The sequence below is a fragment of the Streptomyces sp. ISL-87 genome (assembly GCF_018614095.1).
In the GTDB taxonomy this organism is placed as follows: domain Bacteria; phylum Actinomycetota; class Actinomycetes; order Streptomycetales; family Streptomycetaceae; genus Streptomyces.
The window spans coordinates 91,410-115,556 of record NZ_JAGGOY010000059.1; the positions used below are offsets into that span (position 1 = coordinate 91,410).

At 70.7% G+C, this 24,147-nt stretch carries 26 protein-coding genes; 11 read left to right on the top strand and 15 right to left on the bottom strand.

Going from position 1 to position 24,147, the window contains the following annotated elements; all coding sequences use genetic code 11:
• Positions 1-28 precede the first annotated feature (28 nt).
• From J7I97_RS40370 to J7I97_RS21335, 7 genes are all read left to right on the top strand, one after another.
• Positions 29-307 (top strand): sarcosine oxidase subunit delta, encoded by a 279-nt coding sequence (locus J7I97_RS40370; RefSeq protein ID WP_374103642.1) that lies wholly within the window; start codon positions 29-31, stop codon positions 305-307.
• The gene (locus tag J7I97_RS21310; protein WP_374195503.1) at positions 304-3,129 is read left to right on the top strand and encodes a sarcosine oxidase subunit alpha family protein; all 2,826 of its coding nucleotides are present in this window, start codon (positions 304-306) and stop codon (positions 3,127-3,129) included. Before J7I97_RS40370 ends, J7I97_RS21310 begins: the two co-directional genes overlap by 4 nt.
• A gap of 136 nt (positions 3,130-3,265) precedes the next feature.
• Positions 3,266-3,853, top strand: a complete 588-nt coding sequence (locus tag J7I97_RS21315) for a sarcosine oxidase subunit gamma (RefSeq protein WP_251059026.1) — start codon at positions 3,266-3,268, stop codon at positions 3,851-3,853.
• A gap of 360 nt (positions 3,854-4,213) precedes the next feature.
• Positions 4,214-6,487: a sensor histidine kinase gene (locus J7I97_RS21320; RefSeq protein WP_214937259.1), complete on the top strand. Its 2,274-nt coding sequence runs from the start codon at positions 4,214-4,216 to the stop codon at positions 6,485-6,487.
• A complete protein-coding gene (locus tag J7I97_RS21325; protein WP_214937261.1) occupies positions 6,484-6,888 on the top strand; it encodes a roadblock/LC7 domain-containing protein in 405 nt (134 codons plus the stop codon). The genes J7I97_RS21320 and J7I97_RS21325 overlap by 4 nt, the downstream gene beginning before the upstream one ends.
• Positions 6,888-7,280 (top strand): DUF742 domain-containing protein, encoded by a 393-nt coding sequence (locus J7I97_RS21330; protein WP_214937263.1) that lies wholly within the window; start codon positions 6,888-6,890, stop codon positions 7,278-7,280. Before J7I97_RS21325 ends, J7I97_RS21330 begins: the two co-directional genes overlap by 1 nt.
• The gene (locus tag J7I97_RS21335; protein WP_214937265.1) at positions 7,267-7,857 is read left to right on the top strand and encodes an ATP/GTP-binding protein; all 591 of its coding nucleotides are present in this window, start codon (positions 7,267-7,269) and stop codon (positions 7,855-7,857) included. Before J7I97_RS21330 ends, J7I97_RS21335 begins: the two co-directional genes overlap by 14 nt.
• 16 nt (positions 7,858-7,873) lie before the next feature.
• Here J7I97_RS21335 and J7I97_RS21340 read toward each other — a convergent pair whose 3' ends face one another.
• Positions 7,874-8,989, bottom strand: coding sequence for a glutamate--cysteine ligase (locus J7I97_RS21340; protein WP_214937268.1), 1,116 nt, complete (start codon positions 8,987-8,989; stop codon positions 7,874-7,876).
• A 172-nt stretch (positions 8,990-9,161) separates the two neighbouring features.
• Between J7I97_RS21340 and J7I97_RS21345 the strand changes: the two genes are divergently transcribed.
• On the top strand, positions 9,162-10,415 hold the full coding sequence (locus J7I97_RS21345) for an ABC transporter substrate-binding protein (protein ID WP_214937270.1): 1,254 nt from the start codon (positions 9,162-9,164) through the stop codon (positions 10,413-10,415).
• Between the two features lie 25 nt (positions 10,416-10,440).
• Here the strand turns inward: J7I97_RS21345 and J7I97_RS21350 are convergent, their stop codons facing one another.
• The 6 genes from J7I97_RS21350 to J7I97_RS21375 all read right to left on the bottom strand — a co-directional run bounded on the left by J7I97_RS21350 (position 10,441) and on the right by J7I97_RS21375 (position 14,955).
• Positions 10,441-11,175 carry an ABC transporter ATP-binding protein gene (locus J7I97_RS21350; protein ID WP_214937272.1) on the bottom strand — a complete coding sequence of 245 codons (735 nt, stop codon included), beginning with the start codon at positions 11,173-11,175 and terminating at the stop codon, positions 10,441-10,443.
• Entirely contained in the window at positions 11,172-12,029 is an 858-nt protein-coding gene (locus J7I97_RS21355) for an ABC transporter ATP-binding protein (protein WP_214937274.1), read from the bottom strand. The genes J7I97_RS21350 and J7I97_RS21355 overlap by 4 nt, the downstream gene beginning before the upstream one ends.
• Complete coding sequence (locus tag J7I97_RS21360) at positions 12,019-13,011, bottom strand: branched-chain amino acid ABC transporter permease (RefSeq protein ID WP_214937276.1); 993 nt, start codon at positions 13,009-13,011, stop codon at positions 12,019-12,021. The genes J7I97_RS21355 and J7I97_RS21360 overlap by 11 nt, the downstream gene beginning before the upstream one ends.
• 10 nt (positions 13,012-13,021) lie before the next feature.
• Positions 13,022-14,017: a branched-chain amino acid ABC transporter permease gene (locus J7I97_RS21365; RefSeq protein ID WP_214937278.1), complete on the bottom strand. Its 996-nt coding sequence runs from the start codon at positions 14,015-14,017 to the stop codon at positions 13,022-13,024.
• A gap of 75 nt (positions 14,018-14,092) precedes the next feature.
• Positions 14,093-14,500 carry an NAD-dependent epimerase/dehydratase family protein gene (locus tag J7I97_RS21370; RefSeq protein WP_308369264.1) on the bottom strand — a complete coding sequence of 136 codons (408 nt, stop codon included), beginning with the start codon at positions 14,498-14,500 and terminating at the stop codon, positions 14,093-14,095.
• Positions 14,497-14,955 (bottom strand): hypothetical protein, encoded by a 459-nt coding sequence (locus tag J7I97_RS21375; RefSeq protein WP_214937458.1) that lies wholly within the window; start codon positions 14,953-14,955, stop codon positions 14,497-14,499. Before J7I97_RS21375 ends, J7I97_RS21370 begins: the two co-directional genes overlap by 4 nt.
• A gap of 282 nt (positions 14,956-15,237) precedes the next feature.
• On the opposite strand from J7I97_RS21375, the gene J7I97_RS21380 reads away from it, so the two are divergent.
• Both J7I97_RS21380 and J7I97_RS21385 read left to right on the top strand, forming a co-directional pair.
• A complete protein-coding gene (locus tag J7I97_RS21380; RefSeq protein WP_214937280.1) occupies positions 15,238-15,564 on the top strand; it encodes a ribbon-helix-helix protein, CopG family in 327 nt (108 codons plus the stop codon).
• A 29-nt stretch (positions 15,565-15,593) separates the two neighbouring features.
• Positions 15,594-16,046: a hypothetical protein gene (locus J7I97_RS21385; RefSeq protein WP_251050236.1), complete on the top strand. Its 453-nt coding sequence runs from the start codon at positions 15,594-15,596 to the stop codon at positions 16,044-16,046.
• 188 nt (positions 16,047-16,234) lie between these two features.
• Here the strand turns inward: J7I97_RS21385 and J7I97_RS21395 are convergent, their stop codons facing one another.
• Entirely contained in the window at positions 16,235-16,639 is a 405-nt protein-coding gene (locus J7I97_RS21395; RefSeq protein ID WP_214937284.1) for a hypothetical protein, read from the bottom strand.
• A gap of 295 nt (positions 16,640-16,934) precedes the next feature.
• Here J7I97_RS21395 and J7I97_RS21400 point away from each other — a divergent pair, with 295 nt between their 5' ends.
• The gene (locus J7I97_RS21400; RefSeq protein WP_214937286.1) at positions 16,935-17,189 is read left to right on the top strand and encodes a hypothetical protein; all 255 of its coding nucleotides are present in this window, start codon (positions 16,935-16,937) and stop codon (positions 17,187-17,189) included.
• 139 nt (positions 17,190-17,328) lie between these two features.
• Here J7I97_RS21400 and J7I97_RS21405 read toward each other — a convergent pair whose 3' ends face one another.
• The 7 genes from J7I97_RS21405 to J7I97_RS21435 form a co-directional block, all read right to left on the bottom strand.
• Positions 17,329-17,736, bottom strand: coding sequence for a hypothetical protein (locus J7I97_RS21405; protein ID WP_214937288.1), 408 nt, complete (start codon positions 17,734-17,736; stop codon positions 17,329-17,331).
• Positions 17,737-17,738: 2 nt separating this feature from the next.
• Positions 17,739-18,449, bottom strand: a complete 711-nt coding sequence (locus tag J7I97_RS21410) for a vWA domain-containing protein (RefSeq protein ID WP_214937290.1) — start codon at positions 18,447-18,449, stop codon at positions 17,739-17,741.
• A 48-nt stretch (positions 18,450-18,497) separates the two neighbouring features.
• A complete protein-coding gene (locus tag J7I97_RS21415) occupies positions 18,498-19,661 on the bottom strand; it encodes a protein kinase (protein ID WP_251059028.1) in 1,164 nt (387 codons plus the stop codon).
• The gene (locus J7I97_RS38690; RefSeq protein ID WP_251059029.1) at positions 19,658-20,032 is read right to left on the bottom strand and encodes a hypothetical protein; all 375 of its coding nucleotides are present in this window, start codon (positions 20,030-20,032) and stop codon (positions 19,658-19,660) included. Before J7I97_RS38690 ends, J7I97_RS21415 begins: the two co-directional genes overlap by 4 nt.
• A 598-nt stretch (positions 20,033-20,630) precedes the next feature.
• Positions 20,631-21,872 carry a hypothetical protein gene (locus J7I97_RS21425; RefSeq protein WP_214937292.1) on the bottom strand — a complete coding sequence of 414 codons (1,242 nt, stop codon included), beginning with the start codon at positions 21,870-21,872 and terminating at the stop codon, positions 20,631-20,633.
• A gap of 31 nt (positions 21,873-21,903) precedes the next feature.
• On the bottom strand, positions 21,904-22,227 hold the full coding sequence (locus J7I97_RS21430) for a hypothetical protein (RefSeq protein WP_214937294.1): 324 nt from the start codon (positions 22,225-22,227) through the stop codon (positions 21,904-21,906).
• 10 nt (positions 22,228-22,237) lie between these two features.
• Complete coding sequence (locus J7I97_RS21435) at positions 22,238-24,088, bottom strand: hypothetical protein (RefSeq protein ID WP_214937296.1); 1,851 nt, start codon at positions 24,086-24,088, stop codon at positions 22,238-22,240.
• Positions 24,089-24,147 lie beyond the last annotated feature (59 nt).

The window sequence follows — 24,147 nt, forward strand, 5'->3', positions numbered from 1 at the left end:
GCGAAGCACAACACGAGGAGCCGGACCCATGCTGCTCATCCCATGCCCCTGGTGCGGGCCTCGCGACGAGGCCGAATTCCACTACGGCGGTCAGGCGCACGTTCCCTATCCCGAGGACCCTTCGGCCCTCACCGACGAGGAGTGGGCCCGCTATCTGTTCTTCCGTGACAACACCAAGGGGCCGTTCCCCGAGAGGTGGAGCCACGCGGACGGCTGCCGCCGCTGGTTCAACGCCGTCCGGGACACGGCGACCAACGACATCCTCGCCGTGTACCGGGTCGGCGAGCCAAGGCCGGTGATCGCATGACCTCGCAGCCCTTCCGACGGCCCAGCGGTGGCCGTATCTCCCGGGAGAAGCCGCTGAGCTTCCTCTTCGACGGCGTGGAGTACCAGGGCTACCGGGGCGACACCCTCGCCTCCGCGCTGCTCGCGGGCGGCGTCCACCAGACCGGCACCAGCGTCAGACTCGGCCGTCCGCGCGGCATCTTCGCGGCGGGAGCCGAGGAGCCGAACGCCGTCGTCCAGATAGAGGCCCCTTTCCCGGAGCCGATGCTCCCCGCGACGACTGTCGAGTTGTACGACGGGCTCGTGGCGAGCGGCCTACCGGGCCAGGGACGCCTCGCCACCGAACCGGACCCCGCTCGCTACGACGCCGTGCACGCCCACTGCGACCTGCTGGTCGTCGGCGCGGGACCGGCCGGTCTCGCCGCGGCGACGGCGGCCGCTCGCAGCGGGGCGCGGGTGATCCTCGCCGATGACCAGCCCGAGCTGGGCGGAAGCCTGCTCGGTACGGGCCAACTGCCGGACTGGGTGGCCGAGGCGGGCGACGAGCTGGACGCGGCGCCCGACGTGCGGGTGCTGCGCCGCACCACGGTCTTCGGCTACTACGACGACAACTACGTGATCGCCGTCGAGCGCCGCACCAACCACCTGGGCGCACAGGCCCCCGCCCACGTCTCGCGCGAGCGGGTGTGGCGGATCCGGGCGCAGCGGGTCGTCCTGGCGACCGGTGCGCACGAGCGCTCGCTCGCCTTCGCCGACAACGACCGCCCCGGCGTCATGCTCGCGGGCGCGGCCCGTACGTACGTGAACCGGTACGGCGTCCTCCCGGGTCACCGCGCGCTGGTGTTCACCACGAACGACAGCGCGTACGCCACCGCACTCGACCTGGCGGCGGCGGGGGTGGAGGTCGCGGCGGTCGTCGACGCCCGGCCCGAGCCGGGGGAGTGGGCGCGCCGGGCCGCGGAGGCCGGCATAGAGGTGCTCGCCGGGAACATCGTCACGGGTACCGCGGGCGAGCCGCGAGTCTCCTCGGTGACCGTGTTCCCTGCCGAGGGAGGCTCGGCCTCCCGCGAGATCGCCGCCGACCTCCTGCTCGTCTCCGGCGGCTGGAACCCGGTCGTCCACTTGTTCAGCCAGGCCGGCGGGCGGCTTCGCTACGACGACGCGCTCGGCTCGTTCGTGCCGGACAGCTGCCGCCAGGCGGTGGAGGTCGCCGGGGCGGCACGCGGTGAGTTCGACCTCCCCCGTTGCCTGGCCGACGGCGCGGCCGCGGGCGCGCGGGCGCTCGAAGCCGAGGGGTTCGCCGCCTCTGCCTCGCTCCCGCTCCCCTCGCCGGTCGAAGAGCCCCGCACACCGGCCCGGCATCTGTGGGTCGCCCCCGGAACGGACACATCCCGCAGCTTTGTCGACCTCCAGCGCGATGTCACCGTCGGCGATCTCGCCCGCGCGACGCGCGCCGGGATGCGGTCGGTCGAGCACCTGAAGCGCTACACCACAGCGGGCACGGCGAACGACCAGGGCAAGACCTCGGGCGTTCTCGCCGGCGGCGTCATCGCGCACCTGCTCGGCGTCGACGTCGCAGAGCTCGGCACGACGACCTTCCGCGCCCCGTATGCGCCGGTCTCCTTCGCCACGCTCGCCGGCCGCGACCGTGGGGTCCTGCACGACCCTGTACGCGTCACCGCCCTGCACGACTGGCACGTCGCGCACGGCGCGCTCTTCGAGAACGTCGGGCAGTGGAAACGGCCGTGGTACTACCCGCGAGCCGGTGAGGACATGGAAGCGGCAGTGCTGCGCGAGTGCCGCGCCGCCCGCGAAGGCGTCGCCTTCATGGACGCCTCCACCCTCGGCAAGATCGACGTGCAGGGACCGGATGCCGGAGAATTCCTGGACCGGCTCTACACCAACATGATGAGCACGCTGAAGGTCGGCATGATCCGCTACGGCGTGATGTGCCGCCCCGACGGGATGCTCTTCGACGACGGCACCGTCATCCGGCTCGCCGAGAGGCGCTTCCTCGTCACCACCACGACCGGCAACGCCGCCGCTGTACTCGACTGGATGGAGGAGTGGCTCCAGACGGAGTGGCCCGACCTGCGCGTGCACTGTGCCTCGGTCACCGAGCAGTGGGCCACCGTCGCCCTGGTCGGCCCCCGCTCCCGCGAGGTGCTGGGCGGGCTCGCCCCGCAGCTCGCCGTGGACAACGCCGGCTTCCCGTTCATGGCCTGGCGCGACACGGCCGTCGCCGGGATCCCGGCACGGGTGTGCCGGATCAGCTTCTCCGGCGAACTGGCGTACGAGATCAATGTCTCGCCGTGGGACGCGACGGCGCTGTGGGAGGCGCTGTACGAGGCGGGACGCCCGCTCGGCATCACGGCGTACGGCACCGAGACCATGCATGTCCTGCGCGCCGAGAAGGGCTATCCGATCGTCGGCCAGGACACCGACGGCACGGTGACCCCGCAGGACCTCGGCATGAGCTGGGTGGTGTCCAAGAAGAAGCCCGACTTCATCGGCAAGCGCTCGTACGCCCGCGCCGACACCAGCCGGCCCGACCGCAAGCACCTCGTCGGCCTGCTGCCGGACGACCCCGGCACCCTGCTGCCCGAAGGCACTCACCTGGTCGCCAGCAGCCCGCTCCCCGAACCGCCGGTGCCGATGCTCGGGCACGTCACCTCCAGCTACCGCAGCGCGGCCCTCGGCCGGACGTTCGCGCTCGCCCTCGTCAGGGGCGGCCGGGACCGTATCGGTGAGCGGCTGTATGCGCCGGTGGGGGGCGAGCTGGTCCCGGTCACGGTCGCAAGTCCCGTTCTCTACGACCCTGAGGGGGCACGCCGCGATGGCTGAAAGCTCGTATGTCTGGTCGCGCTCCGCTTCGACTCCGCTTCGGCCCGGTGCCGTGCCCTCGTCCCTCGGGCACGACCCCGAGCCTCCGCTTCGTCTCGGCTCGCCGCTCGGAAGCCGCCGCGACCCGCGGAGCCCGATGTCTTACCACGCCGAACGGTTCGCCGCCGCAACGCGCGCCTCGGGCGGAGCGCTGCGGCTGGCGGAACTCCCCTTCCTCGCGCAGGTCAATGTGCGTCTGGACCCCAAGGGTCCGGCTGCGGACGCCGTCGGTCTCGCGCTGGGTTTTCCGCTGCCGCTGGAGCCCAACACGGTCGCGCGGGGCGGCAAGCTGGCCGCGCTGTGGCTGGGGCCTGACGAGTGGCTCGTCGTGGGCCCACCCGGAACCCAGGCGGAGATCGAGGCACGGCTGCGCGAGGCGATCGGCGACGAGCACGCCGCGGTCGTCGACGTGTCGTCCCAGCGGACCACCCTGCTCGTCGCCGGGGCCCGGGCCGGCGAAGTGCTGGCGCACGGCTGTTCCCTCGACCTGCATCCGCGGTCCTTCGGCGCGGACCGGTGCGCGCAGACCACGCTGGCCCGCGCGCACGTGGTGCTGGTCCCCCGGGGCGAGCTCAAGCCGGGATTCTGGGTGCTGGTGCGCTCGTCGTTCGCCGGCTACCTGGCCGACTGGCTGCTCGACGCCGCATCGGAGTACACCAACGGGCCGGATACACAGGTGCGTTGACCATCTGAGTCGCGGGCACACCCGGCCGCCGTGGGCTCACGTCTGTGCCGACAGGCGTTGCCCTGGTGGCCGGGCCCGCGCCCCCGGGACTTGAGTGCCTCGCTGCCTCCGCTTCGCGGCTTCTGATCGTGCGCCCTCCCGGCACGACGAGTTCGATCGCAGCACTCTTGGCGTGGCTCGGAGCGAGCTCCTTGGTGTCGAGGACGTCGCGGTTGGGTTCCGATCAGGTCTCTCGCCTGCGATGATCCGCCGCCGATAGCACGCTTTGGTCGCGGAAGACACCTATCTACTTCCTCGGCGTGGCTGGTTATGATCGGCACCCCCAGCCGTCCACCCGCCGTCCCCCGCTCCCGAGGTCCGATGTCTCCGATAGAACCCGAAGGCGTACGAGGGCAGTCGACGACCCGTCGGCGGCGCACCGTGCGCCTGCGCACCCTGCTCATCTGGCTGGCGGTGCTCCCCACTGTGGCGATGGGCGCCCAAGTGACGGTGACCGCCGGGCGGTTGCTGGCGAAGTCGGAACACCTGCGGGCCGATGTCGCGGCCGCCGAGCGGATCGGCGCACCGCTCTACACGCTCATGGTCGACATGCAGGCCGAGCGGACGTCGACCGCCGCGCTGTGGGCGGGCACCGCCGGGGCCGAGGACGAGCTGCGGAACCGGCGGGAGGCCACGGACCGGGCCGCGGCCGAGTTCCGTCGGCTGGCGGGCGATTCGGGTGAATCCTTCGGGGAAGTGAACCGGCGGCTCGACGGCCTGGCCGCGTCCCGCCAGCGCGCGGAGGCCCGCACCGGCGGCGCCGACGGCACGCTCGCCTACTACACCGGCGTGATCGGCGCGGTCATCCAGGCGTACCAGCAGGAGTTCAGCCACGCGGAGGACGCCGACCTCGTCCAGGAGAGCCGGCCCGTGGTGTCCATGCTCTCGGCCACCGAGATGGTGGCGCACGAGGACACGCTCCTGGCCCTGGCCGGGCCGTCCAGGGAACTGAACGCCGCCGGCTTCGACCAGTTCATCAGCGCCATGGGAGCCCACCGGTACCTGTACGAGACATGGGTCGTGCCCTATCTGTCCGAGGGGGACCGGCGGTTCTACGAGCGGATCGTCGCCTCCCCGGACTGGCAGAGGAAGATCCGTATCGAGAACGCGATCGTCACCGAGCACACGGACATCGGATCCGGCATCAAGCTGCCCGCCGAGGTCGGGGGCTGGCGGTCCGCGCACGAGAACTTCTCGGTGCAGATGGCCACGCTCAACGTCGACCGGGCGCGGGAGGTGCTCACGCGCGGCGAGGCCAAGGCCGCGGAGCTGGAGACCGAGGTCGCCTGGCTGATCGGGGGAAGCGGTGGCGGGCTGCTCGTCGTCGTGGTCGTCGTCGTGTTCACCACGCGATCGGTGCTCCGCCGTCTGCGCGACCTGCACGAACGCACGGTGACCGTCGCCGAGGAAACCCTCCCCGACGTCGTCGCCCGGCTCCAGCGCGGGCAGTCCGTCGACGTCGAGGTCCTGCCGAGGGTGCGCGGAGACCGGGACGAGGTCGGACGCATCAGCGACGCGTTCGCCCGGGCCGTCGCCGTGTCCGTCGACGGGCACCGGCAGCTGGCGGCCGAGCGCCACGGCTTCGGCATGTTCGCCGCGGGCATCGCCTCGCGGACCGGAAACCTGGTCAGCCGTCAGCTGAGTCTCACCGATGAAATCCAGGACGGGTTCGGTCACGACGAAGCCCTGCTCGCCCAATTGATGCGGGCCGACCAGCTGACGGTGGGAATGCGGCGCCAGATCGAAAACCTGCTCATCCTGGCGGGCGGCGAGGTCCCCGACCCGCACACCGAGCCCATGCGCATCGCCGACCTGCTGCGCGAAGCCGCGGCGGAAGTCGAGGACTTCCGGCGGATCGAACGGCAGGCTCTGGACGAGATCAGCGTGGAACCGCGCGTGATCAGCCAGATCTGCCACCTCCTGGCGGAGCTGCTGGACAACGCCACCCGCTTCTCCCCGCCGAGATCGAAGGTGGTCATCCGCGCCGAACTGGTGGCGGACGGGCTGTCGGTCGAGATCGAGGACCGTGGGCCGCGGGTGACCCCCGAGAACTACGAGAAGATGAACGCGCGCCTGCATTCGGCGCCGCCGTACTCCGTCCTGGCGGAGAACGCGCACCGGCTGGGACTCTTCGTGGTCGGCCACATCACCGAGCAGCTCGGGGCCACGGTCACGCTGCGCCGCTCCGTGTACGGAGGGACGTCCGCCGTGGTGATCCTTCCCCAGGAGCTGCTGGTGAAGACGGAACCGAAGCCGTCGCCCGAGCCGGCACCGTTCGCCGCCGCCTCCGCCCCGCGGCTTTCCGACGACCGCAAGCCCGAACTGGTCCTGCATACGGGGTCCGGGCTGCCGAGCCGTCGGCCGCCCGAGCGGCTGCATCCGGACCGCTCCGTTACACCGGATGGCGAGGCGCGGCCGGCCCTCCCCGAGCGCATCCCGCAGACCCACATCGCCGAGCAGCTCCGCGGGCCAAGGGCGGCGGAGACGGCCGTCGACCGGGACGCGGCGACACCCGAAGAGGTGGCCGACGCCTGGGCCGACTACGAACACGGGACCCAGAAAGTGGAAGACGAGCTCCGACAGGATCAGACATGACGACGACAACCAACGATGTGATCTACAGCGTCCTGGACAACAACCTGAGCAGGATCGCCGGTATCCAGGGAGCCGTGCTCCTGTCCAACGACGGGATCAGACTCAGCGCCTACCTGCTGGAACGGGACCAGGCGGAGCGCATAGCCGCGGCGTCCTCCGGAGTGGCGGCCACGATGAAGGCGATCTCCAGGGAGGTCGACGGCGGCCGGGTCATCCGCCAGCTGGTCGAGATGGACGACAGGTACCTCTGCATCGTCGGGTGCGGGGAGGGCAGCACGCTCATCGTGGTGACCTCCCGCAAGGCGCGGCTCGGGGAGCTGGGCGGCGAGGCCGTGCGGACCGCCCAGGCGCTCGGCGAATGGCTGGGAACCCCTGAGCGCACCCAGGCGCCGACGTCGTAATGCCGGACGAGCCACAGCAACCGCAGCAGCCGCAGCACGGAGGCCGCCGCCGGACGCGGCTGTACGCCCTGACCGATGGCCGTACAGCTGCTCCGCACACCGTCCTCACCATGGACACCACGATCACGGCGGTCGCCGACGCGGAAGCCGCGGACGCCCACGGCGGCCTGCCCACCGAGTGGCAGGCAATCCTCGCCATGTGCCTGCCCCCCAACGGGCTGGCGGTCGCCGAGATCGCGGCGCGGATGCACATCCGGCTCACTCCGATGACGCTCCTCCTCGGTGAACTCGCGGACCGTGGGCTGATCCATCACCGGCCGCCCCTGGAGGGGGCCGAGACCACCAATGTCCACCTGCTCATGAGAATCAGGGACAACCTTGCCCGGATATGACGCCGCTGCCCAAGAAGCGGCCCCTGTCAAAATCCTCATTGCCGGGGGATTCGGAGTCGGCAAGACGACCCTGGTCGAGACCGTCTCCGAGATCGAGCCGCTGCGTACGGAGGAGCGGCTGACGAGTGCCGGTGTCGGCGTCGACGACCTCGACGGCATCGAGTCCAAGACGGTGACCACCGTGGCGATGGACTTCGGCCGGATCACCCTCAGCGATGCCGGGGTGGTTCTCTACCTGTTCGGTACGCCGGGCCAGGAGCGCTTCTGGTTCATGTGGGACGACCTGCTGAACGGGGCCCTCGGCGCGATCGTCCTGGTCGACACGCGACGCCTCGACCGCAGCTTCCCGGCCGTCGACTTCTTCGAGAGCCGAGGGCTGCCGTTCGTGGTCGGCGCGAACTGCTTTTACGGCGAGCAGCCGTACACCGCAGAGGAGATCGGGGCGGCGCTGCATCTGCGCGACCCGAACACGCCCGTCCTCATGCTCGACGCCCGCTCCCGTGACGACGTCCGCGGTGCCCTGCTCTCGCTTCTCGACAGGCTGATAGCCAAGGCGGGGGCCACGGTGGGCGCCTGACGTTCGCGGACGGGTGTCAGCCCGCCCCGGGTGCGAGGGTCAGCAGATCCACGACGTCCCGTAGCTCGCCCCGGCGGCGGAACGCCGCGCGCTGCCGCTCCGCGCCACAGCCGCCGCCCGCGCGCAGGCGCCGCCACAGGTCCCGGACCGCAGGCAGGTCACCGGCCGCTTCGAGGCCCGGCCGGGCGAAGCGCAGGAGCTGCTCGACCAGTTGGCCGGCCGGTCGCAGTGTGCCGGTCGCGGGGTCCACTCCGCAGCCCTGGAGACCGTCCCGGGCCGCTCGCCAGTGGGCGGCCCGCAGGATCGGGTCGCTGACGCGGTGGGGCTCCTTGCCGCGGCCGATGTCTGCCAGGAGCACCGCGGCCAGTGCCCTGGCCAGGGCTGCCAGCAGGACGACCGTGTCCACCTCGGCGTTGACGTCGGCGACCCGGATCTCCAGGGTCGGCCATTGCTCGGAGGGGCGCGTGTACCAGTAGACCATCCCGCGGTCCAGCAGGACGCCGGAGGCGACGAGGGCGTCGACGAGTGCGTCGTACGCGGCCGCGTCGGGGAGCAGCGGGGCCGGGCCGCTGCCCGGCCACAGTGCCCAGGACATGGTCCGCCAGCTCGCGTACCCCGTGTCCCGGCCGTCGTGGAACGGCGAGTTGGCGGCGAGCGCCTGGAGGGCCGGCAGCCAGGGTCTGAGGTGGTTGCCGAGCTGTACAGCCGTCTCACGGTCCGGGACACCGATGTGGATGTGGCAGCCGCAGACCTCGGCGCTGTGCTCTGCGACGAGCGAACCGTACTCGCCGGCCATCCGCAGGTACCGGTCCTTGTCGGTGACCCCCGCCTGCTCGCCGGAGGCGGGCAGCACCGGGGTGCCGGAGGCGACGGCCTGGCAGCCGGACTCGCGGGCGGCCTCCGCGACGCCCGCGCGCAGCCGGGTGAGCTCCCGGCGGAGGCTGTCGAGCCCGGTGACGGGGCGCGTCCGTGTCTCGACCATGGTAGGAAACAGCTCCCCGTCCACTTGGCCGGCCAGCGTGTCCTGCGCTCGCTTCACGACCGCAGGCGCGCATGGGGCGACCGCTCCTGTGTCCTCGTCCGCCTGGAGGAATTCCTCCTCGACGCCGAGTGTGGGCACCTGCTCGACCATCGCGTCCTCCCGCTTCCCGTCCTTCCGGAGCGGGGTTTTGGTAGCTCATCGTAGTGGAGCAGCACGCTCTGTGACGGTGGTGGCGGGGTCGGTCCGGCGTCCGGTTTCGCCTCTCACCCACCGGATCTACGCTCGAACCAGAAGCCCCGTCCTCGACGGAGAGGAGGCGGCCATGCGCAAATCGGTACAGCGGTCCACGATGTTCCTGGGTGCGGCCGCTCTTGTGATGACGGCCTTCAGCGGGAACGCCGGCGCGTCCGCGGTCGCGGCCCCCGGCGACGACGACGAACTCAGACTCGGCTACGTGCTGCCGGAGACCGGACAGCTCGCTTTCCTCGGCCCGCCGATGATCGAGTCCCTGAAGTACGCGGTCAAGACCATCAACGACAACGGCGGCGTGCTGGGCAAGCCGATCCCCGCCGTGGTCTCCGGCGACGAGGCCGGCCAGGAAGCCGTCGCCGCGCAGTCCGCCGACCGGGTCCTGGCCAGGGGAGTCGACGCGATCATCGGCGCCGCCGCCTCCGGGATGTCCCTGGCGATCATCGACCGGGTGACCGGAGCCGGCGTGGCCCAGTGCTCCGGCTCCAACACCGCGCCCACCTTCACCGACTACGACGACGGCGGGTACTACTTCCGCACCGCGCCCAGCGACGCCCTCCAGGGGCCGGTCCTCGCCAAGGTCGTCCAGGAGGACGGCAAGAAGCGGGTGGCGCTCGTCGCCCGCGCCGACGACTACGGACGCGGCCTGCTGGAGTCGACGAAGAAGGCCCTGGAGGACAAGGGCGTGGACGTGGTCCTCGCCGACACCTACGATGCCAAGGCGACCAACTTCGACCAGGTCGTGCAGAAGGTGCGCAACGCCAAGCCCGATGCGGCCGTTGTGATCTCCTTCGAGGAGGGTGCCCAGATCCTGCAAGGCCTCATCGAGGCAGGTCTCGGCCCGAAGCAGATCGGGATCTACGGAGCCGACGGTCTGCACAGCGCCGAACTGGCCACGCTCGTCGCCCCCGGCGACCCCTCCCGCATCGCCGGGATGAAGGGGACCGCGCCGGCCTCGGCGACCAACGAGAAGTTCGTCAAGGAACTCAAGGCCTTCGCACCGAAGCTGACGGAGCTGCAGTTCGCACCGCAGACCTTCGACTGCGTGACAGTCCTCGCGCTCGCCGCCGAGAAGGCGAAGTCGGACGACCCGGAGAAGTTCACCAAGGAGATCGTCGGCATCACCAGGGACGGCGAGAAGTGCGACTCGTTCGCCGCCTGCAAGAAGCTGCTGGCCGAGGGCAAGGACATCGACTACGACGGCGTGAGCGGCCCGCTCGACTTCACCGAGCAGGGCGAACCGGGGCAGGCGACCATCGAGGTCTACACCTACGACCAGAACGGCAAGCTGCAGACCGTGCGTACGGAGGTGGCCACCGGCGAGTGAAGACACAGGTCCGTGAAGACACACGTCACCGGGCGCGGGCCAGGGTGCCGAGGTAGAGCTCGATCACCTTCGGGTCGTGCAGCAGCTGCGCGCCCGTGCCGGTGTACGCGTTGCGGCCCTGGTCCAGTACGTACCCGCGGTGGCAGATCTGCAGGCACCTGCGGGCGTTCTGCTCGACCATGAACACCGCCACACCCGTGGCGTTGATCTCCTTGACCCGCTCGAACACCTGGTCCTGGAAGAGCGGGGACAGGCCCGCCGACGGCTCGTCGAGCAGCAGCACCTGCGGCTCCGTCATCAGTGCCCGCGCCATCGCCAGCATCTGCCGCTCGCCGCCGGACATCGACCCCGCCTTCTGCTTGCGGCGGGCCGCCAGGATGGGGAAGAGCTCCTCCATCGCCGCCGCCCGCCGGGTGAAGTCCTTGGGCCGCAGGTAGGCGCCCATGCGCAGGTTCTCCTCGACGGTAAGGGCCGGGAAGACGTTCGCCAGCTGCGGTACGTACCCCACGCCCCGCCGCACTTGTTCGTGCGCGGGCCGGTTGGAGATCTCCTCGCCGCGCAGCCGGACGCTCCCGCTGCGGATGCGCAGCAGCCCGAAGACCGCCTTGGCCAGGGTGGACTTGCCGGCACCGTTGGGGCCGATGACGCCGACCAGCTCGCCGGGGCCCACCTCGATGCCGCAGCCCCGCAGTACGTCCACCCCGGGCACGTACCCGGCGGTGATCTCCTCGGCCACCAGCACCGGCTCGCCCGTGGTCATGGCCGCTCCTCCTTCTTCGCGTCCGGATCGTCGTGCTGCTTGCCCAGGTAGGCGTCCACGACCTCCGGGTTGCGGCCCACCGTGTACGGCGGGCCCTCGGCGACCAGGCGCCCGTCGGCCATACAGGCCACCCAGTCGCTGATACCCATCACCACGTCCATGTCGTGCTCGACGAACAGCACGGTCATCCCCTCGTCCCGCAGCGCCGTGATGTGGCCCAGCAGTGACTGGGTCAGCGCCGGGTTCACCCCGGCCATCGGCTCGTCGAGCAGCACCATGGCCGGCTCGGCCATCAGCGCGCGGGCCATCTCCAGCAGCTTACGCTGGCCGCCGGAGAGGGTCCCGGCGTACTCGTCGCGCAGCCTCGCTAGCAGGAAGCGGTCCAGCAGTTCGTCGGCCCTGCGTACGATCTCCCGCTCCTGGCGCCGCCACAGCGGCGGGAGCAGCGCGGGCAGCAGCCGTTCGCCGAGCTGGCCGGTCGCCGCGAGCAGCACGTTCTCCCGTACGGTCAGCCGGGCCAGCGTCCTGGTCAGCTGGAACGTACGGACCATGCCGTGGCGGGCGATCTTGTGCGCGGGCCGACCTGCGAGCGGGTGCCCGTCGAAGGACCAACTGCCGCTGCTGGCCCGGTCGAAGCCGCTCACCACGTTGAACAGGGTCGTCTTCCCGGCGCCGTTGGGGCCGATGAGCGCCGTGATGGTGCCGCGCTGCACCTCCAGGTGATCGACCCGGACCGCCACCAGGCCGCCGAAGGCGCGCGTCACTCCGTCCAGGACCAGCACCGGGTCGGGCTTCCGCACCCCCGGCTCCGGCGCGACCGAGGCGAGCCCGTGCGGAGAGGTGTCAGCGGGCACTGAGCAACATCTCCTTCCTGCTGCCGAGGATGCCCTGCGGTCTGAACGCGACCAGCAGGATCAGCGCGAGCCCCACCAGGGCGAACCGCACGGCGCCGACCTCCGCCGGGCTGATCACCTCCGGCGAGACGTACCCGGCGTCGATGGCCTGCCGCAGGGCGCTGTCGAGGAAGGTCAGCAGGAACCAGAACACCACCGAGCCGATCACCGGCCCCATGATCCGCCCGGCCCCGCCCAGCACCAGCAGGGTGTACAGGAAGAAGGTGACGACAGGGTCGAAGCTGTCCGGGCTCGCCGACTGCACCTGGATCGCCTGCATCATTCCGGCGGCCGCCCCGATCACACCGCCCAGGACCAGGCTCTGCATCTTGTACGCGTACACGTTCTTGCCCAGGCTGCGCACCGCGTCCTCGTCCTCGCGGATGGCCTTGAGGACCCTGCCCCACGGGCTGTGGATCAGCAGGGCCAGCAGCACCCCGACGAGGGCCACCAGCCCCCAGGTGACGATCAGCACCCACAGGTCCCGGGCGCTGAACTTCACCATCCAGAACCCGTAGCTGCCGCGCCCGATCGGGTTCATCTCGTAGAAGTCGCCCGCGAACCGCTGGAGTCCGAACACCCCTCCGGTGGTCGGCTCGGCCCAGCTGGACCGGTAGAACAGCCGAAGCGTCTCCCCGGCGGCGATCGTGGTGATGGCCAGGTAGTCGGCGCGCAGCCGCAGCGTGGGCAGGCCCAGCAGCAGGGCGAGCACGACCGCCGAGGCCAGCCCGACCAGGATGCCCAGCCACATCGGGCCGCCCCAGGTCGCCACGGTGATCGCGAGCCCGTAGCCGCCGACCAGCATGAAGCCGACCTGCCCGAAGTTCAGCAGACCGGTGTAGCCGAAGTGCAGGTTCAGCCCCATCGCGGCCAGGGCGTACACGGCGGCGATGGGCCCGATCCCGGAGCGGATGGCGTCGGAGAGGATGATCGAGAAGTCCATGGCACGCCCCTCACCCGACGCGTTCCCGGCGCCCGAGGATGCCCTGCGGGCGGATGAGCAGGACCACGATGAGCGTCAGCAGCGCCCAGGCGTATTGCAGGTCCAGCGGGAACCACAGGGTGGACACCTGGGCGACCACGCCGACGACGAGGCTGCCCACCATCGCCCCGTAGGCGGAGCCGAGCCCGCCCAGGATGATCCCGGCGAACATCATCAGCAGCAGCTTGAAGCCCATGTCCCAGCTGACGATCTCGACCAGCCCGAAGAAGACCCCGCCGAGCGCGGCCAGGGCGCCACCGAGCATCCACACGATCAGCACTACCCGCCGCACGTCGATGCCGGAGGCCTCGGCGAGGTCGCGGTCGACCGAGACGGCGCGGATGGCCGTGCCGATCCGGGTCTTCTGGAGCAGCGCGGCCACGCCGAGCAGCACCGCCACCGACAGCAGGGTGACGGTCAGGTCCCGCGGGGTGATGCCGACCGGCCCCAGGTCCCAGGCGCGCTGGATGTCGTACTGGGCATAGGAGCCGGGCCGCGCCCCGTAGAACACGAGGACGAGGTGGCGCAGCAGCAGCGACAGCCCGATGGTGACGATGAACAGGTTGATCAGCCCGGTGCCCCGGGTCCGTAGCCGCCGCATCAGGAAGCGCTCGATCGCCCCGCCGAGCAGGGCGCCGAACACGACCGCCGCGAGGGTGGCGGGGATCAGGTGCCAGTGCGGGCCGGACGGGGTGACGTTCAGGAAGAAGGCGAAGGTCGCGCCGATCGTGACCAGCTCGCCGTGCGCGAAATTGATCAGGTGGACGGTGCCGAAGATCAGGGAGAGGCCGACGGCGCAGATGGCGATGATGACGCCGAACTGGATGCCGTCGACCAGCGCCTGGAGGGCCCGGTCACCGAACGTCGGGCCGCGCGGGACCTCGTCGTCCTGCGCGGACGCGGTTGCCGCGGGCAGTGCCGCGATCAGCAGGGCGAGTGCCGGGGCGATGAATCGCTGGTTGCGCACGACGACGCTCGATGCCTCCGGTGGCTCATGAGCCCGATGAACCCGATGCGCCCGATGAGCACTATTGGTCCCTCACTATTGGTCCCTCAATTTTAGGTAGTCGGCGAGCGTCCGGCGCGGGATCCCGCCCTGTGACCGGGCCCGGGCCAGATCCAGCACCACCGGATGTGCCAGCTGGTCCACCGCGTAGCGGCTGAGGGCCGGATCGCCCGCCGCCAGGGCCTCCGCGATCCGGGCCGCCGTATGGGCCAACGGCAGCAGCAGGGTCCCCGCCCGGACCCGGGAGAGCAGCCGGGGCAGCAGCTGGGTGTCCCCGGGGCCGTAGACGGCCCGCGGCCGCAGCACCACGGCGCCCGCAGCCAGGGCGAGTGCCTTGCCGGCCGCCTTGGTGCGCCCGTAGGCGTTGAGGTGGCCGCCGCGCGGATGGTCCTCGGTGACCAGGGCCCGGCCCGGGCGCGGGTCGTAGACGCTGGCGCTGCTCACCCACACCACGGGCCGGCCGCCGCCCGCAGCAGCCGCTCCGTGATGTCCCGGCCGTGGCCGGAGCCGGGGCCGGGGCCAGAGCCGTGGCCAGAGCCGGGGCCGGGGCCCAGGAGCAGACGCAGGCGCTCCGCGGTTCGTGCGGCGGCGGGCTGCGCGCCGGGCCTGTGCGGACCGGGCAGGTGGCTGCGTACGGAGGCGGCCGCGGCCTCGGCGGCCGCCTCCGCCAGGGCACGCGGATCGGCGCCGGAGCCGAGCAGGGCGCACACCACCGACCCGGCCAGCTCCCGCGCCAGCTCGACGAGATCCACCTCGCCGCCGTGGGCCAGCGGCGCGAGGCGGCGTACCAGCAACGGCCGCCACACCGCGCGCAGTTCCTCCACCCCGGCCGCGCTGAGCCCGACCGCGAGGCCGCGCCGGTCCGCCCGGTGGCCGCCGCCGTCCTGGTCGAACAGCACACCCCCTCGCCCCGCAGCGCGGCTCGCGCGGCGCCGCCCGTCGTCCCGGCCGCCGTACGGTCGAGCGGCAGCCGGGTCAGCGCCTCCCAGTAGGCGTCCGCGTCATGCACCAGCAGGGTCCGCCCGATCCGGCGCACGGCCCGCCCCGCGCGTGGCGGCGAGCAGGGCGAACAGCAGCGGCTGGCCGTCGGCCTTGAAGGTGGTCGGGTTGGGTAGAGGCAGTTGGCGAAGCCCCGATTCGCCTCATTGGCGCTGCCGTAATATCCGTATTACTCTTTGGTTGTGGCCAAGACACGGATCAGCATCAGCCTTGATCAAGAACAGGCGGAGCGCATCCGCCATCATGCGGAGCAGGCCGGGATGGATGTCTCGGCGTATCTGGTGCACGCGGCGACGCGCCAGATGGCGGAGACCGAGGCCATAGAGGCACAGTTCGCCGAGGTGGACACGGTGATCGCCGCGGCCGAGGCCGCGGCGGGTCAGATGCCGCCCGAGTCGGGAGTGGCCGAAGAGGAGCTGACGGAGCAGGAGCGGCGAGAGGTCGAGGAGGCCCTGGGCCTCGTCTACGGAACTGACCGGCGAGCCGGGCGTCCGGGGGAAGCCGCGTGAGTGCACGTGTACCCGTCTACGACACGGGCATGCTCATCGCTCTCGCCGACCGTAAGGCAAAGCCTGTTCACCTGCACGCCGGGCTGAGGGCGACTCCGCATCGGGCGCTGGTCCTCGGCCCCGTTCTCGCCCAGGTATGGCGCCCGCGCCCGGCTCTCGTGCACGCGCTGGCCGGTGTGCTGGCGGACTGCACGGTGCCGCAGGCCCGGAACTCGGCGTCGGCCATGCGGCAGACCGGAGCGGGGCGACCGGAGTGCATTACTTGCCTCGCCGGTCCTGATCTGACCGACTGGCGCCGCGTGGGGACCGCGCTGGGGGAGGCGGCACTGCCGGCGAAGAAGAAACCGGACGCGGTTGACGCCTGGGTGGCGCTGGCCGCCGCGAAGCACGGCAGCGCAGTGATCTTCACGAGCGATCCGGAAGACATTCAGGCGTACCTGGATGTGCTCAATCCGCCGGACGTGCATGTGCAGCCGGTGTGAGCGCGCCGGGCGGAGCAGTGTGAATCCTCGAAGCACGTGGGCTGGCCGTCCTTCTTCGACCCGGAGGACTCTCACGCCGTCGAGCTGAAGGCGGACGTCTCGCACGGCATGGTCAACTCCATCTCCCTGCGGCTGCACCCGGCAGCCGAGGGCTGAGCTCCGTACGCGGTCGGGTGGGGACCCGGGGGTCACTTCGGGGAGGGCTCCGAGGTGATCGGTTCCTGGCCGATTCGATCCCCCGATTTGTAGATCGTGACCACGCCGTCGTGAATCACGTAGCGATACGGGTCGTTGCGAGCCTCGTAGCCGTCGGGAGTCTTCTCCGCGCGCATGGCGATGCCCTTCTCGCGGTGGTCGCTGAACTCGCCGAAGTAGTAGAGCGTGCCGCCCGACGTACGGCAGAGGGTGATCTGCTTGTTGTCGGTCTGGAACGCCTCGACAAGTTCGGAGCCGTCTCCTTCGGGGATCTCGTCGGCGATCCGGCCGGGGCAGGGAGCTGTGGTGCTGCTCGGCGACGTGTCGGCCTGCGGACTGTCCGAGCCGGAACCGGCGTGGCTGCTGGCGAACCAGGCCAGCAGGCCGAGGACTGCCACAGCGGTGAGGCAGCCCGACGCGCGGCCATTGGAGTTCCTCTTCGGAGCGACCGGTGTGAAACGACCGGGCGCTGTGGGCCACGGGGTAGTCGGCGTCGGATGGGTGTACGTCGTCGGCGCGGGGCGCGGGACGGGCGCCGGGCGGGGTGTGTACCCCGCGCCGCTGGACGGGGGGTAGAAAACGCCCTCGGTGCGGGGGCGTGCGGCGCCGCCCGCAGCGCCGGTGCCCGCCCCCGCTCGCGGCCCGGAAGGGGTGGTGGCGCGGCCCGGGCCGGACGGCGGAGTTCTCTTCGGCGTGGGCTTCTTGGGTGCCGTCGTCCGTGCCGTCGTCGTGCTGGGGGCGGACTTTTTCGTAGCCGGCCTCCCAGGGGCAGAATCGGTGGCCCTGGGTGTCTTCGCCGCGGCTTTCTTCGCGGCGGTCTTCCAACCGGTACCGCAGTTGACGCACGACGCCTGGGCGCTCGTGTTGTTCGTGTCGCACTTGGAGCAGCGCCAGTCGGCGGCCGGCCGCTTGGGCGTGGGCTTCGGCGGTACACGCCGTGTTCCGTAGCAGATGGTGCAGGATTTCTCCCCGGGCTTGTTGAATGCGTCGCAGTCCGCGCAGCGCCAGTTGGCTGATGAAGCCACCCCTGGTCCTCCTCTCCCTGCCGTGGTTCAGTCGGTCCGGATGGCCGGGGCCGTCAGCGGAGTCATTTGGCTCGGGCCATCACGTCGCGGAACAGTTCCTCCGACGCCGGGCCGGCGTCGGAGACGAGCCAGCCGTCGCCGCGGGGCACCCGCTTGAGTTCGGTGTCCTCCGCCTCACCCTGTGACCGGCCCGGAACTCCGTGATCGTGCCGCAGCATCGCCAGGAACCGCTCGGTCTCCGGCAGGCTCTGTGCGGGTACGTCGATGTGGGTCTCGATCAGATCGGACGATCCTGACTCGGCGCCGCTGAACTGGAAGACCAGCTGGCCGGTGCCGTCCGGGCCCGGGGGGTGGAGGCCGGCTGAGACGCAGCGATGGACGTGGACTTCGATCAGGCACGCGCCCTGCCACTCGAACTCCAACTGAGCACCGTTGTACTTCAGCGTGAAGTACGGCCAGCCCAGCCGCACTGTCACAGGCTGTTCGCGATCGTCTCGATGATCTCGTCCATCTCGAATTCCTCAAGACCGTCGCCCGCCTTGGAGGCGAAGTGGAGCGTCAGGTCCCACTCCTCGGCGATCGGTTCGTTCCACGGTGCCGCGTCGGGCGCGAACATCACGAGGCGCTTGGCCGACTGTTCCATGACCGCGGTCTGACTGCGCGCGTAGCCCCACTGCTCGAAGAGGTCGTCGATGCTGCGAGGGATGCCGGCGGGGTAGTTCTGTGCGGCCGTACCGACCGTGCCCAGGGGGTGCGCGGGTGCGTCGGTGAACATCACGATCACGTGGCGCCTGCGGTCGAGCCCCGTCTCCCAGGGGGAGTTGACGGCCAGTGCCAGCGCCTCCAGGCCCGATTCCGGGATGTCGCCCCCGCCGGACGCGTCGATGCCGCTCACAAACCGCTCGAAGTCCCTTTCCTGAGAGGGAAGATGCAGGAAGTCGGTCTGCTCAATGGCACTGTCGGCGTCGTCGCCGAAGTCGCGGAAGGCGATCACCTTCAGCCTCAGCTGGCTGATGGCCTTGCCCTTCTTCGCCATGACGTCGTTGAGCCGGCTGTGGAACTGCAGTGAGCTCGACTTCACGGTGTCGAGAACGGGGAACATGCTGGCAGTCGCGTCGATACACAGGACGATGTCAACCGCGTACTGCAGATTGCCCTGGTACTGCTGGACGTTGGCGTTCATGGGATTTCCTCGTGGTGAGACGGATGCGGGTGGATCGCAGGGGGCGGGTCAGGCGGTGGGGCGGCCCGGGCCGCGGTCTCCGAGGTTGATCCGGACGCGGGAGGTGCGGGGTATCGGATCCTCAACGGGCCTCTCTCCAGCAGGCGCAGGCGCAGGGGCGGGCGCAGGCACGGACGGGGGAGCCGGTGGCACCGACCCGGGTCGCGCCCGCGACGTGAGATTGGCATGGATGCGACTCTTACGCGCGGGTGGCACGGCGGCCCGCGTCTCGTCGGCCACCGGGTCCGGCTTCGATGCGGAGCTTCCCGGCCGCCGGTGCTGGAGCACGCACACCTTCGGATCCGACAGGGCCTTCAGGAACGTGGACAGCCGGGGCCGGCCGCCCGGTGCCCGCGCGGTCATGGCCCGCAGGAGGCCGAGCAGCGTGTCCGAGAGGCGGACGTTGAACTGGAGCTGCTCGCCCGCGCTGACGGCGTCGGCCGGGGAGTCGTACCGGTCGTCATGAAGGGGCAGTTCGCCCGTCAAGTACAGATGGGTCATCAGACCGAGCGCGAAGACGTCAACGGCGCAGGTCAGATGCTCAGGCCGCACCGACTCGTCGCCCTGCACGTACCGGCGCCATTCCGGGGCACCGTATACCGAGTCCCCCGAAATGTCGGCAGGGGGCGGAGGGCTGCCGGAGGCATACGAGTCGTCGAAGTCGATCAGTTTCGCGGTGTGGAACGCGGCGTCGTCGCGCTTTTGCACCAGGACGTTCAACGGCTTGAGATCGCCGTGGACGACGTCGATGTCATGGAGCAGCTTGAGGCTCGTGCCCAGCGTCTTGAGAAGCACCATCTTCTGGCGCGGCTCCAGCAGCTGGGGCTTCTCCAGACTGGAGGTGTCGATCCGTTCGGTGACCTTGTAGTACGTGCTGCCTGCGTGGAAGAAGTCCGTGGCCAGGACGATGTTGCCGCCGCCCGGGGCATCAGGCCGCAGCCGCTTCATGATCGTGCGGTGTCGTTCCTCGAAATCGCTCGCCACCTGTCGGCGAATGCGCAGGCTTTCGGTGTTCCGGGTGTCGTCGTCCCGTGGGCGCTTGGGGTCCAGGAACTGCTTGACGAAGTACTGGGTTCCGTTCTTCTCTGCGAAGGCCCAGATGCATTTGCCGCCATTGGCGTTGGTCGGCTCAGTGGTGATGCGGTAGCCGTTGATCACATCGCCCAGCTTCATGCGAACTCCTCCGGTGCGGGCGGCAGATGTGTCTCGTATGCGGCGCGGTACGCGTGCCAGGTCTCGTCCTGCCAGGCGCGGATCCCGGCCGACAGGGAGGCGGGGGACCCGGCGGCAGGCGGCGGCCCGCTCGCGGCCTCCGACGCCGGGTGGGGAGAACGGACAAGAGGGGGCGGCCGGTTCCTCAGGTATCGGTCGGTCACATGGGCAAGGCGCCCGGCGAATTGCTCGCGCAGGTCGGTGAACGATCGGTACCCGAGTGCCAGCAGGGCCAAAGACGCATCGTCGGCGGTATAGGACTGCACCTCGCGGCGGAGCAGATCGGCCCATTCGTCCTGGTCATGAGCCTCGTGCAGGGTGCGCAGCAACACGTACTCGAAATCGGCCGGCGTGTGAACGTACCCGAAGTAGGCAGTTGGCGGCGCATGGTGCCGCCGATCTTGCTACGGCGCTGCGGTGCCTTGGACAGGAAGTATTGGACGTATGTGTGCAGGCTCTCCGGACCGCGCGGTTCGCCACCCGTCGCCACTTCATGGAACCAGCAGTCGGTGGCGAGGCGGGCGGTGCGGGCGCCGACCCAGGCGCCCGTCCGGGGCGTGCCGTCGGGGGCCTGCCACGCGGTGGCCGCGCCGGAGCCGCCCGAGCCGTCGAACACCGCGAGGAGTCCTTGTCCCGTCTCCCAGTGGTGGGCGACAAACGGCTCCGCGTCCTCGCCCTTGTCCGGGACCCGCTCGGTCCAGACGGAGAGGGCCTGGAAGGCCTGCTCGCTCTCCACCCAGACACGCTGGGACGGCCTCGGCCTTTCGGACTCCTGGATGCCGGCCGTACCCGGGCCCGACGATGGCGGGGGCTGCGGCGGCAACGCCGGAGTCTTGATCTGCGGGTGTTGCGAGGCCGTGCCCCAGTGAGGGGGGGATGCGGGGGCGCGCAGCGGGCAAGGGCCCTCGCTGCCTGGGTGGTGTTGTTCCGTCACCGTCGCTCTCCATCATGGCCGGTGGTACCGGAAGGGCCACCAGGCAGGCGCTTGGCGGTGCCCCGCACTCGGCTGACGCGGGGCGTTTCCGCTGCCGGAGCGGAGCGTTCCGGGTGAGACCGGGTGCGGTCCCCGGATTCGGACGGCAGAGGCTCGTCCTCGGGCGGGGCGCTGGGGCGTGCCGATGAACTGGCGCCCGGTCCGCGCCGCTCCGCCGGCCTTTCCCGTTCGCGGCTGTCCCGGGGTGAGGGACGTCCGCCGGCGCCGGCTCGCCCGCCCGCCACCACCTCGCCCGTGAGCGACTCGCGGCGACCGGGTTCGCCGGCGTGACCCGTCGTCGGCGCCTCGTCGCTCGGGCCTGGGCCGAGTGTGCGAGCCAGAGAGCCCCCCAGACGGCCCCGGCGTGTGGCCGTCTCGAACAGACTGTCGCCGTCGCGCAGCACCTCTTCGAGGACGGCCCGTTCAAGTTCCGCCTGCTCGAAGGGTTCACGGTCCGCGTCACCCCGGTCCAGGACCATGCGCATGACCTCACGCCGCACCGTGCGCTTCTCCGCCTCACCCTTCTCGATCCACGCGAGGGCTGCGCGCGGGCCCTCCTTTTCCATGATGTCGGCGATCAAGCCGTCGACGCCTTCCTCGCGAATCATGTCGAGATGACGTTTGCGGCGCATTCCGGACAGCCGGGTTTCCCGTACGACATCACGGAATTCCCTTCCGCTGGCGCTGATTTCGTCCTCGTCGACGAGTAGCTCGATTTGAATGTTGCGCAGCCGTATCGCGTCGTCGCCGGTGAAGCCGGACAGGGCGGCGCCGAGGGCTTGTTCCGCTTCGTGGAACTCGGCGATGTCGTAGTCGCGGGCCACGCCGCGCAGGGTGGTGCGCAGGTGTCCGTAGAGCGCACCGCTCATGTCGCGGATGCCGCGTGCCACTACCTTGGCGGGCTCCGCGACCCGGCACACCAGATCCACCCGGCTGCGGAAGGAGAACGTCGGATCGCGGCTGAGCAGGGGGATGTCGAGGACGAGCCGGTGCTCCGTCATGTCGACGGTGAATACGCCGTGGTACGCCCCGAAACGGGACGACGCGATCTCCTCGCCACTGCGGATCGTCAACGCGGGGCCGCTCTCCCGGACGAGAACCAGTGCAAGGCCGGGATTCGGTGGCCGCACCGGGTTCGTCAGCCGCCACCTGGGAAGCTCCTCACTCCGCAGGATCGGATCGTAGGTCTGTTCCTCCACGACGCCCCCTCCCTCTGCTTCAGTCTCTGTCTTAGGTGAGTTCGATCAGGCGGCGCAGCGCGGCCGCGCTCGCCGAAGGGCGGTCCCGGTCGCCGGCCCATTTCCCCAGCCACCACACGAGCCGCTCACGATGGCTCCCCGGCCGCCCCGCGATGTCTCCGAGGAGCGCGCCTATGGTGTCGAGGGAGCCCGGGCACTTCTCGGCGTACGTGTCGATCCACTCGCGGAGCGCCGTGATTGCCGAGTCCTGGACGGGGCGTCTGGCCAGTGCCCGAGCCCAGAGCTCCGCGAGCTGGGCCCTGTGCCGGGGGAGGCCGCTCAGCAGCAGGGGGACCCCCGGCACGCCGGCATCCACCTCCGCTCCGTCAGCGGGCCTCTCGTACGGCCGCGATACGGCGAACACGAATGCGGACAGCGATTTGACGACCATGGGGGACAGGTCCTGTGCCCGGGACCAGTTCAGATGGGCGTCGAGCAGGACGTGAGCCTGACCCTGGTGGATGAGATGAACGCCGCCCCAGGCGACCGGGAGGAGTGTTCCCCAGTCGTCTCCGCGGTCCAGAGCACTGCGCAGCACGGCCACCGCCTGGTCGGGGGCGCTGCGGCCGAGGAGTCCTCCCACTGCGTTGGCCGCTGTTCCGGCGAGCCGTCGCTGGTGCGCGGAGGTACCGCCGTCTGCCCAGCTGTGCAGCAACTCCCAGACAAGCCGGGCCGATCCAGGGCGGCTGCCGGCCACCCCCGAGGGCGGTCGCGGCGGCCTGTCGCAGGGGCCACGACGTGCTGCTGGCCCACCTGGTGAGGAAACGGTGCACGGCGTAGTGGTGGTCGGCCCAGGCGATGACGCCGGCGGCGACCGAGGCCCGGGCGCGCACTTCGAGGTCGCTGTGGTTCAGCAGCTGACGCAACCAGTCGAGGAAGGCCTCGCGGCGGCCGTCGAGTGTGCCCCACGCATAGGCGAGAATCACCTGGCCGAGCAAGGGGCTGCGGAATCGGACCCGGGGTGCAGCCGTGCCGGAGAAGTCGAGGCGGATCCACTGCTGCTCGTGGCCCAGCCGGTCCCTGAACCTGATGTCGGGCGGGGCGAGTGCTGGCGGTGTGAGACCAGCGCACAGCTTCACCGCGGCATCGGAGACGGTGAGATAACTGCTGTCTTCGAGGACGGCGGAGGCCAGGGCGAAGGCGAGGGCCTCAGGTTCGCGATACCGGTTGAACCAGGCGCGCACCTGGTCGCTCGGATCGCGCAGCGCGGCCACCGCGGCAGCCACATCGGCGCCCGTGGTGATCACTGCGGCGAGCCGGACGGCGTGCCGGGCGGCGGGTTGTTCGCGCAAGGCGTCGGCGGCCCCGGCAGATGCCAGCAGCCTCCGTAGATCAGCATGCGCGTCCGGGGTGCCTTCATGGCCGAGCACACGCCGTTCGAGAACGGTCAGCGGGTCGACCGGTGCCAGCCGGTGGTGGCCGACGGCCTCGCCGCCCGGCCCTGCCGCCGCCACCGCCAGGTCGTGCCCGCCGGTCAGCACCAGGTGGCAGTCCGAGGCCCGCAGCGCGGCGACAACGGAGGCCAGCTGCCGTGCACCGGAGCCGATGCCGGCTGCCGTCCCGACACCGAACGCGACCGCGAACTCCCCCATGCCGGCAGGCCCGTCCTCCAGAACGGCAAGGTATCCGCAGTTCTTGACGGGCGGCGTCCACCCCGGTTCCAGGACGAGCGCGGGGTCCAGGAGCCGATGGCAGCCGCCGTCGCCTGTGCCGTCCAGGGCCATCGCCTCGGCGAGCAGATTCACCGCGGCGGCCACGCGTCCGCTGCCGGGCGGGCCCGTGAGGACGAGGAGATGGTGCTCACGCAGTGCCTCCAGCCCCGCGTCGTATTCGTCGGGCTGGATGAAGAGGTCGGTGTATTCGGCGAGTTCGAGTGCGTCCATCGGCAGTGCCGAGATGCCGCCCGGGCGCGCCGTGCCGTTGCCGCGGGCGCCGTTCGTGTGGAAGCCGCCGCCGAAACTGACCGAGTCGTTGAACAGGGCGAGCGTGCCGATCCGGGTGCCGGAGGCGTCGGAGTTCAGCCGCTGCGCGATGAGGTCGGCGATGGCGCCCGCACGCAGTGCCTCGGACCGCTCGGCCTCGTCGTATCCGGCACCCTCCGTGAGTGAACGCAGCGCGTCAGACTCGCTGATCGGGCCGTCCCGCTCCTCAGAGGGGCGTAATCCGGACGGCGTCATGGACAGCCTTCGAATCGTCCGGGGCGGGCGAGCGCGGCTCGGGGGTGCCGCCCCCGCTG

Excerpts from the sequence above, each read along its gene's own strand:
- J7I97_RS21350 (WP_214937272.1), bottom strand. The coding sequence starts at position 11,175 with ATGACCACGGGCGAGCCGGTGCTGGTGGCCGAGGAGATCACCGCCGGG.
- J7I97_RS21410 (WP_214937290.1), bottom strand. The coding sequence starts at position 18,449 with ATGAACGCCAACGTCCAGCAGTACCAGGGCAATCTGCAGTACGCGGTT.
- J7I97_RS40370 (WP_374103642.1), top strand. The coding sequence starts at position 29 with ATGCTGCTCATCCCATGCCCCTGGTGCGGGCCTCGCGACGAGGCCGAA.
- J7I97_RS21315 (WP_251059026.1), top strand. The coding sequence starts at position 3,266 with ATGTCTTACCACGCCGAACGGTTCGCCGCCGCAACGCGCGCCTCGGGC.
- J7I97_RS21320 (WP_214937259.1), top strand. The coding sequence starts at position 4,214 with ATGTCTCCGATAGAACCCGAAGGCGTACGAGGGCAGTCGACGACCCGT.
- J7I97_RS21385 (WP_251050236.1), top strand. The coding sequence starts at position 15,594 with ATGCTCATCGCTCTCGCCGACCGTAAGGCAAAGCCTGTTCACCTGCAC.
- J7I97_RS21435 (WP_214937296.1), bottom strand. The coding sequence starts at position 24,088 with ATGACGCCGTCCGGATTACGCCCCTCTGAGGAGCGGGACGGCCCGATC.
- J7I97_RS21415 (WP_251059028.1), bottom strand. The coding sequence starts at position 19,661 with ATGAAGCTGGGCGATGTGATCAACGGCTACCGCATCACCACTGAGCCG.
- J7I97_RS21360 (WP_214937276.1), bottom strand. The coding sequence starts at position 13,011 with ATGGACTTCTCGATCATCCTCTCCGACGCCATCCGCTCCGGGATCGGG.
- J7I97_RS21325 (WP_214937261.1), top strand. The coding sequence starts at position 6,484 with ATGACGACGACAACCAACGATGTGATCTACAGCGTCCTGGACAACAAC.
- J7I97_RS21345 (WP_214937270.1), top strand. The coding sequence starts at position 9,162 with ATGCGCAAATCGGTACAGCGGTCCACGATGTTCCTGGGTGCGGCCGCT.
- J7I97_RS21310 (WP_374195503.1), top strand. The coding sequence starts at position 304 with ATGACCTCGCAGCCCTTCCGACGGCCCAGCGGTGGCCGTATCTCCCGG.
- J7I97_RS21340 (WP_214937268.1), bottom strand. The coding sequence starts at position 8,989 with ATGGTCGAGCAGGTGCCCACACTCGGCGTCGAGGAGGAATTCCTCCAG.
- J7I97_RS21330 (WP_214937263.1), top strand. The coding sequence starts at position 6,888 with ATGCCGGACGAGCCACAGCAACCGCAGCAGCCGCAGCACGGAGGCCGC.